This is a genomic window from Burkholderia aenigmatica (assembly GCF_048627025.1).
In the GTDB taxonomy this organism is placed as follows: Bacteria; Pseudomonadota; Gammaproteobacteria; order Burkholderiales; family Burkholderiaceae; genus Burkholderia; species Burkholderia aenigmatica.
Map to the genome: position 1 here is coordinate 1 of NZ_CP184474.1, position 15,693 is coordinate 15,693.

General features: G+C 58.7%; 9 protein-coding genes and 7 pseudogenes. 10 read left to right on the forward strand and 6 right to left on the reverse strand.

Going from position 1 to position 15,693, the window contains the following annotated elements; all coding sequences use genetic code 11:
* The 6 genes and pseudogenes from phnD to ACN8ZM_RS41255 form a co-directional block, all read left to right on the forward strand.
* Positions 1–867, forward strand: an 867-nt coding sequence (phnD, locus tag ACN8ZM_RS41230) for a phosphate/phosphite/phosphonate ABC transporter substrate-binding protein (protein WP_137962688.1), incomplete at its 5' end; no start/stop codon positions are given.
* Positions 867–1,697 (forward strand): phosphonate ABC transporter ATP-binding protein, encoded by an 831-nt coding sequence (locus tag ACN8ZM_RS41235; RefSeq protein WP_050782032.1) that lies wholly within the window; start codon positions 867–869, stop codon positions 1,695–1,697. The genes phnD and ACN8ZM_RS41235, both read left to right, overlap by 1 nt.
* Positions 1,697–3,079, forward strand: coding sequence for a PhnE/PtxC family ABC transporter permease (locus ACN8ZM_RS41240; protein ID WP_011875618.1), 1,383 nt, complete (start codon positions 1,697–1,699; stop codon positions 3,077–3,079). The genes ACN8ZM_RS41235 and ACN8ZM_RS41240 overlap by 1 nt, the downstream gene beginning before the upstream one ends.
* Before the next feature lie 16 nt (positions 3,080–3,095).
* Complete coding sequence (locus ACN8ZM_RS41245) at positions 3,096–4,100, forward strand: phosphonate dehydrogenase (RefSeq protein ID WP_137962689.1); 1,005 nt, start codon at positions 3,096–3,098, stop codon at positions 4,098–4,100.
* Between the two features lie 4 nt (positions 4,101–4,104).
* Entirely contained in the window at positions 4,105–4,971 is an 867-nt protein-coding gene (locus ACN8ZM_RS41250) for a LysR family transcriptional regulator (protein WP_137962690.1), read from the forward strand.
* Between the two features lie 348 nt (positions 4,972–5,319).
* Positions 5,320–5,709: pseudogene (locus ACN8ZM_RS41255) on the forward strand (site-specific integrase); the annotation flags it as partial.
* Between the two features lie 33 nt (positions 5,710–5,742).
* On the opposite strand, the gene ACN8ZM_RS41260 reads toward ACN8ZM_RS41255, so the two are convergent.
* A protein-coding gene (locus ACN8ZM_RS41260) for an IS3 family transposase (protein WP_137962692.1) occupies positions 5,743–6,917 on the reverse strand; the annotation gives its coding sequence in 2 pieces (ribosomal slippage) (positions 5,743–6,644 and positions 6,644–6,917; 1,176 coding nt in all).
* A gap of 54 nt (positions 6,918–6,971) precedes the next feature.
* Here ACN8ZM_RS41260 and ACN8ZM_RS41265 point away from each other — a divergent pair.
* Positions 6,972–7,466, forward strand: a pseudogene (locus ACN8ZM_RS41265) (tyrosine-type recombinase/integrase); the annotation flags it as partial.
* 18 nt (positions 7,467–7,484) lie between these two features.
* Positions 7,485–7,995: pseudogene (locus ACN8ZM_RS41270) on the forward strand (IS91 family transposase); the annotation flags it as partial.
* A 143-nt stretch (positions 7,996–8,138) separates the two neighbouring features.
* Here the strand turns inward: ACN8ZM_RS41270 and ACN8ZM_RS41275 are convergent.
* A pseudogene (locus ACN8ZM_RS41275) lies at positions 8,139–9,071 on the reverse strand (Tn3 family transposase); the annotation flags it as partial.
* Between the two features lie 54 nt (positions 9,072–9,125).
* Between ACN8ZM_RS41275 and ACN8ZM_RS41280 the strand changes: the two are divergent.
* Positions 9,126–10,300 (forward strand): IS3 family transposase gene (locus ACN8ZM_RS41280; RefSeq protein ID WP_137962692.1). Its coding sequence is split into 2 segments (ribosomal slippage): positions 9,126–9,399 and positions 9,399–10,300, totalling 1,176 coding nucleotides; the frame shifts between segments, so codons are not numbered across the junction.
* Between the two features lie 33 nt (positions 10,301–10,333).
* Here ACN8ZM_RS41280 and ACN8ZM_RS41285 read toward each other — a convergent pair.
* From ACN8ZM_RS41285 to ACN8ZM_RS41300, 4 genes and pseudogenes are all read right to left on the reverse strand, one after another.
* A pseudogene (locus ACN8ZM_RS41285) lies at positions 10,334–11,374 on the reverse strand (Tn3 family transposase); the annotation flags it as partial.
* 86 nt (positions 11,375–11,460) lie between these two features.
* Positions 11,461–12,228, reverse strand: coding sequence for an IS21-like element helper ATPase IstB (gene istB / locus ACN8ZM_RS41290; RefSeq protein ID WP_059888203.1), 768 nt, complete (start codon positions 12,226–12,228; stop codon positions 11,461–11,463).
* A 12-nt stretch (positions 12,229–12,240) separates the two neighbouring features.
* Positions 12,241–13,764, reverse strand: coding sequence for an IS21 family transposase (istA, locus tag ACN8ZM_RS41295; RefSeq protein WP_059453606.1), 1,524 nt, complete (start codon positions 13,762–13,764; stop codon positions 12,241–12,243).
* A 168-nt stretch (positions 13,765–13,932) separates the two neighbouring features.
* A pseudogene (locus ACN8ZM_RS41300) lies at positions 13,933–14,895 on the reverse strand (DUF4158 domain-containing protein); the annotation flags it as partial.
* Between the two features lie 144 nt (positions 14,896–15,039).
* Here ACN8ZM_RS41300 and ACN8ZM_RS41305 point away from each other — a divergent pair.
* Positions 15,040–15,693, forward strand: a pseudogene (locus tag ACN8ZM_RS41305) (ImpA family type VI secretion system protein); the annotation flags it as partial.

The following is a 15,693-nucleotide window of genomic DNA, read 5'->3' on the forward strand; positions in this document are numbered from 1 at the left end:
ATGAAACCTAATTCTTGTATTGCGCGGAAAATCACAACATTGCTTGCCGCTAATGTTGTCCTGCTGCTGTCGCTGACGCCCGCCCTTGCTGCTGAACCGCTGCGAATCGGCATGATACCGGATGCCGGCGCCACCCAAGTTTCAGTCGAAGAAAAGGTGCCTCTGCAGAAGTATCTTGAGCAGCAACTTGGCATGCCCGTGAAGCTGATCATTCCCACAAGCTACAACGCAACGGTAGAGGGTCTCGGAAACGGTTCCCTGGACGTGGCTTATTTCGGCGGTTTGACGTACGTTAAGGCGCATGCCCGTTACGGCGCCATTCCGCTAGTGCAGCGCGATGTTGACCGTCAATTCCACTCGCTGTTAATCACCCGCAAAAGTACGGGGATTGACAGTCTCAAAGACCTTAAGGGCAAAACCTTCTGTTTTGGCGACATCAATTCGACCAGCGGTCATCTTTTTTCTTATTTGGCCATGAAAAATGCCGGCATCCTGCCCGACCACGATCTTAAGTCTTATCGCTATACAGGAAGTCATGCTGCAACGGCGCAGGCAGTGGCAACAGGCGCTTGTGACGCAGGCTCTCTCGACGAAACCGTTTACAAGTCAATGATTGCCGACGGCAAGATTCCCGGCAACGAAATGAAGGTGTTCTTTACGACACCAGCATTCGCGGACTACGTCTGGGCGGCGCGAAAGGATTTGCCGCGCGACTTGGAGCAAAAATTTTCCAACGCGATGCTACGCCTTGAGCCGGGTCATGATGACAAGATATTGGGAATTCTGCGCGCAAAGCATTTCGTGGTTGCCAATAATGATGAATATTCCGAGGTCGAGCGCGTAGCAAAAGAATTGGGGCTAATGTGATGACGGCAGCTATCGAGATGAATCCGGGAAATTTCGGTGCGACATTGGCGGCGTCCGCTCTGCATATCAACACCCCCCTTCTCAGTTTGAAATCAGTAGCGATCGCGCCACCAAGTGTCGATGCGGCTATTATGACGCAGATCGACCTGCAGGTGGCACGGGGTGAACGAGTGGCCCTGGTCGGACCGAGTGGCACTGGGAAAACCACGCTGCTGCGGACGGTCAATGGCCAAATTAGAGCGCACACTGGTCAGATTGTTTTTGATGGTGTGAGCATGGCTTCCCTGTCGGCAACAGCGCTAAGGCAGTTGCGCTGCAAAATTGGGTTTGTCGCGCAGAAGCATGATTTGGTTGAGCCGCTACGTGTGCACCAAAACGTCATGGCTGGCGCGCTTGGCCGCTGGTCTAATGGCCGTGCATTGCGTTACTTGGTTTGGCCGCGGCAAGACGAACTGGCCGAGTGCCAAGCAGCGCTGGCTTCAGTTGGGCTTGCGCACAAACTGCATGAGCCCACTACAGCGTTGTCCGGCGGTGAGCAGCAGCGCGTGGCCATCGCTCGCGCTTTGGTTCAAGCACCCCAGTTATTGCTGGCGGACGAACCAGTCGCCTCACTCGATCCAGGTACTGCCAACGACATCTTGGGACTATTAACGAGCCTCGCGTATTCACGGGGCATGGCATTGATCTGCTCGCTGCATCAGCCCGACCTTGCAGCGCGCTATTTCGACCGCATCATCGAAGTCCGGCAGGGCACGTTGATAGAGTTAAGTGCAAAGCACCCGGCTGGTGGCTCGCGGGAGGGAGTTGCATCATTGGGGCATGCCAGCTGATGAACGGGTTGACTCTTTTCCTTTCATTTTTTCCTCCGGTTTTGACGCCCTCCTATCTACTTGCGTTGGTTGAGCCGGTAATGGAAACAATTGGGATGGCGGTTGGGGCAATATTCATTGCCTTTTGCGTTAGCATTCCACTCGGAGTCGCGGCGGGACTGCGCTTGAGCGGTGCGCGCACGCTGCTTTCGGCACTTGCAGCCTGGCGGGCCATTCCTGATTTAACGCTGGCAATTCTCTGCGTCATCCTCTTCGGCATCGGGCCGGGGGCCGGCTTGCTGGCGATTGCGTTGTATTACACTGCCATCGTCTCCAAGATGTTCGCAGACATTTTGCGTACAGCACCAAAGGGGCCACTCGACGCGCTCGGCGCCACCGGCGCTTCGCGGCTGCAAATTGCCATGTATGGCCTTTTGCCGCTAAAGCGTGCTGACCTAATGACTTATGGCGCGTACGAGTTTGAAAGCGCTTTGCGTGCGTCCATCGTCGTTGGCGCAGTTGGCGGAGGCGGACTTGGCAGTGAGTTGGTTGGTTCGCTGGCAGCACTGGATTTACCTCGCGTGACCACCTTAATTCTTGTTCTCGTTACAATGATCGCCGTGTTGGATCAGGTTGCATTCTGGCTCAGGAAGCACCCGCGCTGGCTGTTGGCGTTGATTCCCGCCGGTTTGGTCGCCCTGACGGCCTATAGTCCTCATATGATCGCGCTTGGACACGCGATAGAGGTATTCGGGCAAATGTTCCCGCCTGAAATGACTGCCCGGGGATGGACACAGTTGCCCCAGCAAATCTGGGAAACCATATGGATGGCGGCTGCAGGTACCAGCGGCGCGATAATTGCGGCGATCATCGCGGGGACTTGCAGCGCGCGAAATATCGCACCGATTTGGCTTGCTTGGCCGGTGCGACGGATGATGGAGTTCCTGCGCACGGTGCCGGAGGTGGTATGGGGTCTAGTCCTGATCGCAGTCGCTGGTGTCGGCCCGACGGCAGGTGCCTGGGCGCTGGGCATCCACTCGGCGGGTTGCCTGGCAAGACTATTCGCCGAATCTCTAGAGAACGCCGCTCCAGCACCACAACTTGCCTTGGCGTCAACAGGTGCCTCCAGGCTGGCCGTTTCCGCCTACGCCACCTTTCCCTTGGCGCTCGGGCCGCTGGCCGCACATTCTCTGTTTCGCTTTGAGTGGAATTTGCGCATGGCCACGGTAATGGGGCTGATCGGTGCGGGTGGTATCGGACAGGCACTTTACAATGCGCAGCAGTTATTCTTTTATCAACAAATGATGGCCTATATCCTGATCACTTGGGGACTTGTTGCCTTGATCGACAATGCAAGCGAAGCGCTACGGTGCCGCTACAAGCTCTCACAGGCCATAACATGAGGAGCAATAAGATTTTATGAAACCAAAAATTGTACTTACCCACTGGGTCCACCCTGAGATCATCGATCTATTGCAATCCGCCGCAGATGTCATTCCCAACACAACGCGCGAGACACTTCCCCGTGAAGACTTGCTGCTACGCGCCAAGGATGCCGACGCGCTGATGGTTTTCATGCCAGATACTATAGACGCGGATTTTCTTGGGAGATGCCCTAAACTGAAGATAGTCAGCGCTGCGCTCAAGGGTTACGATAATTTCGACGTTGATGCCTGCACACAACGTGGAATATGGTTCAGCATCGTGCCGGACCTGCTTACGATTCCGACGGCCGAATTGACAATCGGTCTGCTTTTGGGTTTGACTCGGCATCTGATGGAAGGTGACCGCAGAATCCGCAGCGGAAGATTTCAAGGCTGGCGCCCGGAATTGTATGGCATCGGACTGACAGGCCGTACACTTGGCATTGTAGGTATGGGGGCAGTGGGCAGGGCAATTGCTAGGCGGCTTTCGGCCTTCGATATGAAACTGGTTTACTGCGACAACGTCGCGCTGACCGACGATCTGGAGCAGGCATGGGGCGCACGCCGCTTGAGCCTCGACGAATTGTTGGCAACCAGCGATTTCGTGGTTCCGATGCTGCCGATGACTCCGCAAAACCTGCACCTGTTCAATGCCGATACCATAGGCAAAATGCAGTCTGGCAGTTATCTGATCAATGCCTGCCGTGGTTCTGTGGTCGATGAATCGGCAGTGGTCGAGGCGCTACGAACGGAAAGGCTTGCCGGCTATGCAGCCGATGTGTTCGAGATGGAGGAATGGGCTCGGCCGGAAAGGCCGGAAAGCGTTCCTCAATCCCTGCTGGACAATACCTTGCAGACTTTTTTCACACCTCACCTTGGGTCGGCGGTCAAGGAAGTGCGGATAGAGATTGAGCGGCAAGCGGCAACCAACATCCTCCAGGCTCTGGCTGGAGAAAGACCTGTCGGCGCAATCAATAACCCCTTATTTACATCGGTATAGCCGTATGATTAAACTGGGATCCGTTGCAACCTTTCTGGCGGTTGCGAGATGCGGCGGTTTTCGTGAAGCCGCCAAAAATACTGGTTTGTCGCAACCAGCCGTGACGCAGCATGTAAAGCGGCTGGAACAATCGCTGAATGTCAATTTGATCGCACGCAACAATGCAGGCAGCACGCTGACGCCGGAAGGCCATGTCTTCCTGCCATACGCGGAAAACATGATAAGAACCTACGAACTGGCCAGCACCTTATTTAAAAAAACCTCAGTCGTGATTGGGGCCAGTTCCAATACGGGGATATATCTGCTGCAGCCGTATTTGAAATCGTACAAGGATGTTTCGCCGCATGAGTTGGACGTGATCATTGGGGCCAATACCGCCATCGCCGATAAGCTGCAAAATCTTGAAATCGATGTTGCAATTATGGAGTGGTGGGATGACCGCCCCGGATTTGTTCCAACGGTTTGGCGACGTGAAGAGCTGGTCTTAATCGTTCCGCCGAACCATCCTTGGGCCGGCATGAGCAATATTCCCCGTGATTTGTTAAAGGGCCAGCAATTGTTGGGGGGGGAGGCCGGTAGCGGAACGGGGCGTCTGTTGCAACAGTATTTTGGCACTGACGCGAGCACGATTGGTGTATCGATGCAACTGGGGAGCACGGAAGCGGTAAAACATGCAGTACAAGCCGGCCTCGGCATTTCTCTGGTCATGGCCGCGGCCGTAACCCATGAAGTGCGCAACGGACAGTTGCACGCAATACCAATTTCAGGCGAACCGATACAAAAAGCGCTTTATGTTGTACGTCGCGATGGCGGCGGGCTGCACGATGGTCCTGCGGCGCAATTCGCCGACTTTTTGCTCAAGTCGCCTTGATAGGGTGTCAGGAATTTGTGTATGCGGGGTTTCACTTCTGCTAAACCATCCGGTCTTCAAACTGGATAGTAAACCGATTTAGCGCAAGCCTTCCAATCCAGAATCGGTATTCGAATATGTTGAAAGCGGACATCCAGCAAGCCGCACTTCCATTAAATTCCCACAGTCCGGTTTGGCCGATTTCTGCCGATGAGTCACTACCGTTGAATGGCGGCTTCTATCAATGGACTAAACCGCTCGCGCGGTAGGGGGCTCCGATCCGGCGCCGGTGGGTAGTTGAGACAAAGCCCCGGTTTTCTATGTTGAGGAATGAGGCAATCCGCCTCGTTTTTCGACAGGAGCCGAGCCATGAACCCATCCACTCAAACCATCAGTCCGCTGCGCCAGCGCATGATCGACGACATGCGGATGCGCAAATTCACTGCCAAGACACAAAACGGTTACCTGCGCGCCGTGAAACGATTCGCGGGGTTTCTCGGCCGCTCGCCTGATACGGCCACCGTAGAAGATCTGAGGTGGTATCAGTTGCATCTCGTCGATACCGGCACTTCGCCGATCTCGCTCAATGCCGCGATTGCCGGATTGAAGTTCTTCTTCGACGTCACGCTCGATCGTGCCGAGCTGATGGCCAAGATGCAACCCGTTCGTGTCCCGCAGAGACTCCCCGTCGTATTAAGCCGCGAGGAAGTGGGTCGCCTGATCGCGGCGTCTGGCAACCTGAAGCATCAAACGGCACTGTGAGGTCGGTCGGAATCCGTGGACGCCAACGGGTTAAGCAGCCATTTTACTCAAATGGAATCGCTGCGTGAAAGCGGCCGGCGACAGATAGTCCAGACGCTCCTGTGTGCGCTGCCGGTTATAAAAGATCTCGATGTATTCCGTGATTTCTTTGCTGGCCTGATCGCGGGTCGCGAACTTGCGATGATAGACGAGTTCATTCTTCAGTGAGCCCCAGAATGATTCGATGGGTGCGTTGTCGAAGCAATTTCCACGTCTGCTCATTGATGCCTGCATGCCGAACTGTTTGAGCAGATTCTGATAGGCGTGGGCGCAATACTGACTACCGCGATCCGTGTGTTGTATCAGGCCCGTCGGTGGCCGGTGCGACGCGACAGCCCGAAACAGCGCCTGCATGACCAGCTGTTTTGTCATGCGCTCGCTCATGGCATAGCCGACGATCTCTCCGCTAAACAGATCCTTGAGGCCGGCCAGATACAGCCATCCCTCATCGGTCGCGATGTAGGTAATGTCACCGCACCAGGCCTGATTTGGTGCGCTCACACTGAAGTCCTGATCCAGGATGTTCGGTGCGACTGGCAGATTGTGCGTCGAGTTGGTCGTCGCCTTGAACTTGCGCTTTTGCTTGCAGCGAAGGCCGAGCTTTGCCCGCAAACGCTTGATGCGGTGAACACCAATCTGGACACCGTGGTTCGCTAGATCCTTCTGTAGCCGTTCCGGGCCGAAGGTTTGTCGACTACGCTCGTGAGCTGCACGCACCTGCGCTTCGAGCCCAGGCTCTTGTTGATCGTGCAACGACAGCGGCCGTTTGCGCCAGGCGTAGTAGCCACTGGTGGACACGCCCAGGAACCGGCACATCGGCGGCACGGGGTAATGCTGTCGCATCTGCTCAATTACGCCGTACTTCACCGCGACTCCTTCGCGAAGTACGTTGCAAACTTTTTTAACAGATCGCGCTCCATCTTCACTTCTGCCAACTCTCGCTTGAGCCGGCCCAGCTCCGCCTCGATCTCTGTCAGTGGTTTCTGGGTTTGCCCCACGGTCTCCAGCTTGCCGTCCTTTGCGGCGCGAACCCAGTTCGCCAACGTCTTCATCGATATTGACACTCGACGTGCAGCTTCAGACACGCCGACGCCGTCAGTCATTGCTAGCTTTACTGCTTCTTCACGAAATTCCTTCGTGTACACAGCCTTGGGGATTCGCTTCATCAGTGCCTCCATTCCTCAATTCTACGGAATGTTGGCGTCCACTTTTTTCGGCCGACCTCACTGTCGCTCGCCTACGGAACTGGGCTGCGCGCCAGCGAAGTTGTCGCGCTCAAGGTTTGCGACATTGACAGCCAACGCATGACGCTGCGCGTTGAACAGGGCAAAGGCCGCAAGGATCGCTACGCCATGCTTTCACCAGTACTGCTCGAACGCCTGCGAGTGTGGTGGCGTGTGGCACGCGCACAGGGCAAGATGCTCGATGGCGGCTGGCTGTTTCCGGGCCTCAACCCGATCGAATCGCTCAGCACCCGCCAGCTCAACCGGGCTATCCATGCCGCCGCCGCGGAGGCGAAGATCGACAAGCGCGTCTCGATGCACACGCTTCGACATTGCTTTGCAACGCACCTGCTGGAGCAGAAGGTGGATATTCGTGTGATCCAGGTGCTACTCGGGCACAAGCAATTGGACACGACGGCGCTCTATACCCAGGTCGCCACCGACCTCCTGCGCGAAGTGGTCAGCCCCCTGGAGATGCTGCACCCGGAATAGAACCACCGAGTTCCTTCCATGGGGCGTCCGACCCTGGAGGTCGCGGATATCTTCCGCGCCTTTGGTCCGGCCTGGCGTTGGTCTCAGCGCGAGCATCTGAGTCTGGGACAGCTCAAGGTCATGTCGGCCATCGAACAGTGCCGCAGCGCGGCGCTGGGGGGACACGTGCTGCTACAATTCCTGCCGCAATCGCCACTGCCCGAAGTGTCAGGCCAAGGCGGCACAGCGTTGGTTGGAAGCCCGTCAGGCAGACCTGCTTCCGGTGGCGTATTACCACGTGGTCTTTACCCTGCCGGCGCCGATCAGCGCCATCGCCTACACCAACAAGGCGGTGATCTATCGCCTGTTGTTCGAGGTGGCCGCCGAAACGCTCGGCACCATCGCGGCGGATCCGAAACATTTGGGCGCGCAGATCGGGGTGACGCTGGTCCTGCACACCTGGGGGTCGGCGCTGACGCATCATCCCCACGTGCACGGGATCGTCCCCGGCGGGGGTCTGTCCCCGGACGGCGAACGCTGGGTCCGTTGCTGGGTCTCCTCGTTTTCAGTGCAATAAGTGACGGTACGAAAAGCTAGCACTGGCGCGGAGGTGGTGTTGGTAGATCGTTGATTTCATTGACTTTCCTGTTCACTTTCAAATCTGCGATTCGTGGCGTCAAACCGTGGTCGGTTTCATCCATTGGTGCCAGTTATCGATGCATTTGGCCGCGAAGGCAGGATTTGGTCAGCATAGCGGTCAACCGGGAAGCGAAACACACCCCGCAAGTTGATGCTCTCCAGCCTGGTGGGCGCAATCTTCCCGATCAGTTCCGGTGGAATGACCTGGCGGCGGTTCGACCAGCGATCCAGGACCGCCTGCATCTGTGAGGTATTCCACGCCATCACGATGTTGGCCATCAGGCTCAACGCATCGGCCACAGCCTGCATTTCATCGACACGTTTGGCCTGCGCCGGGCTGATCCGGCCGGTATAAATGGCGCGCTTGAGGGCGTTAACAGCCTCGCCCCGATTGAGCACCCGGCGCAACTCGTTCCTGAAAGCGTCCTTGACAAAGTAGTCAGCCAAAAACGCCGTACGCAGCAACCGCCCCAATTGCACGCCAGCCTCATAGATTGGATCGCCCTGGGCGGCAGAACCGAACCGCGCAAGAGCTGCCACCGCACTGGCATGTCCGCTCATGACCGAGGCTGCCAGGTGCACCAGACTATCCCAATGCTTTTCGATCAAAGCGACGTCGACATTGGCTTCGCACACCGCAGCGATTTCTGCGGGCACTTTGGTGCCGCGTGGCACAAAGAGGTGGCGCTGTTTGAGTTCCTTCAACCGCGGGCAAAGATCAAAACCAAGCAAACGGGCATGTGACATGGCAAAGTCGGTGTAGCCATGGGTATCCACAGCAAGCTGGCTGGTCTCCAGCTTTTCTTGGCGGATGACACCTTCAATGGCCACGCCCGCCTGGCGCTCATTGAGCACAAAGGGCTGCGCATGGAAGATGCCCCACCGGTCTTTTACATGGGAGTAGATTCCAATGGAAGGTGTGTTGCGCCGAGGATCAAGCCGGGCTTGCCACACCCGTTTGGTGGTCTCCATGCTCATCATTGAGGTCGGCCGAAAAAAGTGGACGCCAACATTCCGTAGAATTGAGGAATGGAGGCACTGATGAAGCGAATCCCCAAGGCTGTGTACACGAAGGAATTTCGTGAAGAAGCAGTAAAGCTAGCAATGACTGACGGCGTCGGCGTGTCTGAAGCTGCACGTCGAGTGTCAATATCGATGAAGACGTTGGCGAACTGGGTTCGCGCCGCAAAGGACGGCAAGCTGGAGACCGTGGGGCAAACCCAGAAACCACTGACAGAGATCGAGGCGGAGCTGGGCCGGCTCAAGCGAGAGTTGGCAGAAGTGAAGATGGAGCGCGATCTGTTAAAAAAGTTTGCAACGTACTTCGCGAAGGAGTCGCGGTGAAGTACGGCGTAATTGAGCAGATGCGACAGCATTACCCCGTGCCGCCGATGTGCCGGTTCCTGGGCGTGTCCACCAGTGGCTACTACGCCTGGCGCAAACGGCCGCTGTCGTTGCACGATCAACAAGAGCCTGGGCTCGAAGCGCAGGTGCGTGCAGCTCACGAGCGTAGTCGACAAACCTTCGGCCCGGAACGGCTACAGAAGGATCTAGCGAACCACGGTGTCCAGATTGGTGTTCACCGCATCAAGCGTTTGCGGGCAAAGCTCGGCCTTCGCTGCAAGCAAAAGCGCAAGTTCAAGGCGACGACCAACTCGACGCACAATCTGCCAGTCGCACCGAACATCCTGGATCAGGACTTCAGTGTGAGCGCACCAAATCAGGCCTGGTGCGGTGACATTACCTACATCGCGACCGATGAGGGATGGCTGTATCTGGCCGGCCTCAAGGATCTGTTTAGCGGAGAGATCGTCGGCTATGCCATGAGCGAGCGCATGACAAAACAGCTGGTCATGCAGGCGCTGTTTCGGGCTGTCGCGTCGCACCGGCCACCGACGGGCCTGATACAACACACGGATCGCGGTAGTCAGTATTGCGCCCACGCCTATCAGAATCTGCTCAAACAGTTCGGCATGCAGGCATCAATGAGCAGACGTGGAAATTGCTTCGACAACGCACCCATCGAATCATTCTGGGGCTCACTGAAGAATGAACTCGTCTATCATCGCAAGTTCGCGACCCGCGATCAGGCCAGCAAAGAAATCACGGAATACATCGAGATCTTTTATAACCGGCAGCGCACACAGGAGCGTCTGGACTATCTGTCGCCGGCCGCTTTCACGCAGCGATTCCATTTGAGTAAAATGGCTGCTTAACCCGTTGGCGTCCACGGATTCCGACCGACCTCACATGTCAGAAGATGCCAAATCGGACCGCCCCCAGGTGGCGGCAATCGGGTGTCGCTGCATGAATTCCAGCACAGCCTGGCAGGCCTGGCTCAGACGCCGTTCGTCCCGCGCCCAGCGCATGGCCTGGCGAATGCTGGTGGCAGACAATTGCGGAATCATGCGCGCGCATTCGACCGCAGTCAGACTGGTGCCGTGGGCCATGATGCCGGCATAGACCATCAGCAGCTCGTCGGTAGAGCGCGGCTCACGTCCGAGCATGATCCAGCTAAAGCGCACCTGGGCGTCAACGGCCAGAATCACTTCCGGCAATTGAACCTCACCGATGCGGTGATCCAAAGCCGCGCGCAGCTTGGTCACTTCTGGGTCTTCGTCCTCTGCGGGCAATGGCGACAAATGGAGTTCATCATCCACGCGCAGTACGCCACTGCGGGCTGCAGCGGCCACCGCATCGACACCGGCAGTTACTCTGGCCAGCAAAGGCTTCAAGAAAGTGGCAGCCTTGCTGGGTAACGATAGACGGGCATAGTGTTTCTTGGACTCTGCCTGCCAACGCTCGTCCGTGAAGAACAAGCGCGCACGACCCCGAAAGCTCAGGCTGTGCTCAATCCAGACCGAGCCATTGCGCACCGCGCGGCGCAGGGCAAACAGGGTGGCCACCTCCAACGCCTGAAACGCCCGTTCCCGGTCTGGGCTGGAGATCGAAACCTGCCAGATCATTCCCAGACTTGGTGCCACCACTTCAACTGGCAGCTTTCTGGATCCTTTGAGATATAAAGCTTGCAGCTTGGCAAGGTACTCGATGGCAGGATGCTCGCCGGTGGCCTGCCAGGGCAGCTTTGCAATGGCGACGAGCAACGACCGCACGGGGCGAATTCCATCAATCAATCCCTCGCGGACCAGGGAGGCCCTGCTCGGTGGTTTGCGTTTCTGGGTTTCGGTGATCAAGGCTTCAAGACGGGCACGCAACTCAGCATCTGGCACCGCACCTTGCGCGCTCAAGGCAACAAGTTCGCCGAGCAGCGTTTTGTACATTGCTGCGTATTTCGGCGAACGTGACCGCCGATTTCGGGAACGTGACCGATTCGGCTGGCTTGGGCGTTGCGCAGTGTCGATTGTAGATTTCCTTGTCAGTTCTGGTCGAGTTCGGGCTCCAGGACGTTGGGTTTGGGGGATGTCTTTCTGAGCGATTCGCCGGTAAGCGTGATCCGGTGATGACGCTGCATGAGGCGGTCGAGCAGCGCATCGGCGATGGTCTCGTCACCGATCCATCCATGCCAGTGCTCGATCGGCAACTGGCTGGTCACGATTGTGGCTCTGCCCGCCGCGCGGTCATCGATCATCTCGAGCAGGTCGTTTCGAACCATCGCGTCGAGGGGAGCCATTCCCCAATCGTCCAGCAGGAGAACATCAACGCGGGCGACCTGCAGCAGCCATTTGGTGAAGCCGCCGTTGCCGTGCAGCACGCGCAGTTCCTCGCCGAGTCGCGGCACACGCAGGTACAACGCGGAGTGCCCGCGCCGGCAGGCATACTGCGCCAAGGCGCAAGCGAGCCATGACTTCCCCGCGCCGGTTGGGCCGCTGATGAGCAGGCTGTAGCCGGCTTCGACCCAGTCGCCGAGTGCCAGGCTCGTGAGCGAGCGCGAGTCCACGCCTCGACCGGAGCGGGTGTCGAGGTCCTCGATGGCGGCCTGCGGATACTTGAGGCGCGCCTGTTTGAGCAGTCGGGTCCGGCGCCGATCGTCACGCCAACTGGCTTCACGGTCGACCAGCAGCGACAAGCGTTCCTCGAAGCTCAGGCTGGCCGCACCGGGCTGAGTCAACTGTTCTTCCAGTCCGTCAGCGAAGCCGTCCAGCTTCAGGGTGCGCAGTTGGGTCAGGGTCTGTTGCATCATCATGGTGGGTTCTCTTTATTGGTAGTAGCTGGGGCCGCGTACATGCGCATGGCTCGGGCTGATCCAGTCGGCAGGCGTTGTCGCCGCAGCCCGGTCGCGGTTGTTGACCAGGATGTCGCGCACGTGGCGGTAACGGTGCACGCCCAGTTCCAGCGCCAGCGCACACGCCGCTTCGAGACGGTCGCGGCCATAGCGACGAGAGAGCGAGAGCAATCCGAGGCACGCCCGATAGCCGTGTTCCGGGTGGCGTTGCTCCTGCAGCAGTCGGGTGACGAGCGCGCCGGTGGCCGAGCCGATCTGCTGGCCCCAGTGAATCAGCCGCTGCGGCGTCCATTCGAGATGGGCTCGGTGTGCGGCCGGCATGTGCTCGACGACGGTGGTGTAGCCGCCCGTGCGGTCATTGCGGGCGTGGCTGGCAACGCGGCGGCCGCGATGCAACAGTTCGACCGCGCCCGCCGTAATGCGCGCATCGAGCTTGAGGCCGACCAGTGCGTGCGGCACGCTGTAGCGGTGCTTGTTGATCTCGACGTGATAGTCGATGTGAACCGTCACCGTCTTGAAGCGCGCGAGTTCATAGGGTTGGAGTGGCAGCGGCTGCAGTGCCGGCGCGTCCAGTTCGACGAATGCGCTGGCGCGGCATCCCGGCAACTTCTGGAACGGACGCTCGTTCAAGTTCTTCAGCAGCGGCCGGATCGCGTCATCGACCGACTGGACCGACGCAAACCGGTGATGGCGCAGGCGCGCCATGATCCAGCGCTCGACCACCTGGACCGCAACTTCTACCTTCGGTTTGTCCTGCGGGCGATACACGCGTGCAGGCAGGAATGAGGTGCCGTAATGCCGTGCGAAGTCCAGTACGGTGTCGCCTGCACGAGGTTCGTAACGGTCGGGATCGGCAATCATCGCGCGCGGGTTGTCCGGCACGATCAGCTGCGGCACGCCGCCATAGAAGGTCAGCGCGCGTGCAATGCCGCCCAGCCAGTCCTCCATCGTTTCGGCCGGCGTCGCGCACGCGAACGTGTAGCTCGAGGCGCCCATGGCGGCCACGAAGATGTGCGCGCGGCGTCCGCTCGTCAGCGGCAACGTGGGGCCGGCGAAGTCGACAAACAGCTTCTCGCCGGCGCGGTGGATCTGGCGCATCGAGCGCTTCAGGCGTTTGGTGAACGTCCTGTAGTGCTCACAGAACTGCGTATAGCGGTAGGTCTGCCGATCCGCAAACTCGGCCTGGTACTCCTCCCACAGCAGCGTCAGTGTCACGCCCTTGCGGCGCAGCTCCTGATGGATGCGTCCGTAATCGGGCTGGGCGTAGGCTCCCGGTCCCGTTGGCTTACCGAGAAGCCGCCGCTCGAGTTCGCCTTCGTCCATATCGCAGGCGCTCGCCCAGTGGAGCCCGGCGGCGCCGGCCAGTCCGACGTACTTCGTGACCACGCCTTTGGAAATGCCCAGCGACGCGGCGATCCGATCGTGCGAGAAGCCGCCGTCGAATTTAAGTCGTAAAACGTCCTTGATCATGCGCATGTTCATCCGGTGCGCGGGCATGCTGTCTCCGGCCAAAGCCGGCGAGCATAGCCCGCGTGGTTGATGTCATACGCAACGCCAATCCTGCCTTCCGGTCCGCTCGGTCACGTTCCCGAGATGACCGGTCACGTTGCCGAAATCGCCGGTCACGATCCCGAAACGGCCGGTCACGTTCGTCCGAAATACGCACATTGCGGCCCAATTGACGGTAGCGGGGACATCGGCGGCAGCCTGACGCCACAGATCGGCGATCCGGCGCTGCACCATAAGGATCAACTGGTCTGTGGTGGTGAACAGGCAATACCGAAGAAAGCATGCGACCTCCACGGTGCGCGCTGGCTCTTTGATCTTGGCTCCGGCTGAGGGCGGCCTGGAGACAAGTCGGCGCGCGTAGCGGCGCAAGATGAGATCGGGGATGTCTGCCAGGTGCTTATGAACGTCCAGCGTGTAAAGCAGGTCGATGCGCTCCAGTACCTCGCTGATTTGGCGGGTTGAGTGTTTCGCCGGTGCAGCCCATAGCCAACTCTGCTGGGTTTGTCCATCTGGGCGCAGCTCTGAAACTGAGGCTCGCCAGCGATCAAGTGTTGCTGGATCAACGCTGGCGGCGATGGCGGTGCCTGTTTCAACTTCAAGCTGGGCAAGTGCCGCCGCAATCAGTGTCCGAATTGCCCGCTCGTGCACGATCACCAGCTTGTTCTTGTACAGCCATTGACGCGCCCGCACGAGTAGCTGATCGCGGTCGGCGCAGCGCGCCACTTCGTCGCGCAGTTCACGTACCAGTGAGCGGCGCTGGTGCTCGCTCATCCACTGGAATCCAAGGACCGTGCAGGCTACTTGTTGGTGATCGAATAGCGTGCGCCCGCGTTCATACATGGCTCTCAGCGAGGCGACTTCTGGTGCTGCAATGCCAAGCTCGTTGCCAAGGTGGCGCCACAAGGCTACTGGAATTACCCGAAAGGCACCGAGCAAACGCCCACTCATGCGCAGGAAACCAATATGGAGCGCCAGACCAAGCTTGTGGGAATCACCTCGGCGTGCATTGATTGCGTCGCGCTCGGCACCATCGAAGGTGAAAAATGCCTTCATCTCGAAGTCGCTGATATCGCGGGGGAGCCCACGCATCCCCAAAAACGTTGTGTGCCAACCCTGCATCGTGAACCTCAAAAGTGGGAGGCCACCATACCCGTTTACAAAGCGAACAGGAAAGTCAATGAAATCAACGGTCTACCCAGACCACCCCCGCGCCAGTGCTAGCTTTGCGTACCGTCACTTATTGCACTGAAAACGAGGAGACCCCTGCTAGCCGACGTGCGGGAAATCGTGCTGATGAAGTCGACCGCCACGCGGCTTCAGGTGCGGGATGTCGAGCGCGCCTTCGCGCATCCACGCCCGGCCGACGCCATCGCACCCGACTCGGTCGAGCAGCAGCTGCAGGATCTACGTGTGCAGCAGCCGGCGACCATGGCCGCCTTTGACGAGACGATCTCGAACCTCGCTGCGATCAACACGTGGTGCGCCGCCCATCTGGAGTCGTACCTGCCCGACTTCTCGTCCCTGATCCGCCTCCTCCAGCTGCTGCAGCAAGGCGACCAACACATCGAATCCGCACCGGCTGACACATCTCCCTTCGACGCCGCCGATCACGATGGCAGCATGACGCCGGGAACGCATGCGACCGAATCCCCGCCAGTGCAGCACAACGGCGAGCGCCTCGACACTGCCGAGCCGCCGTCCATCGCGGCGCGCACGGATGGCGCGCCCACCGACCGACAAGCGGCGCTGGCATTGATCAGTGCGGCACGTCACTGGTTCGAGACACATGAGCCCAGCAGCCCGGTTCCGGTATTGCTCAAGCGCGCCGAGCAGTTTGTCGGTAAGCGCTACGCGGAAGCGGTCAAGGCAATTCCTGGCGACCTTCTGGCGCAATGGGATGAGGCCGAAGGTCCGTGA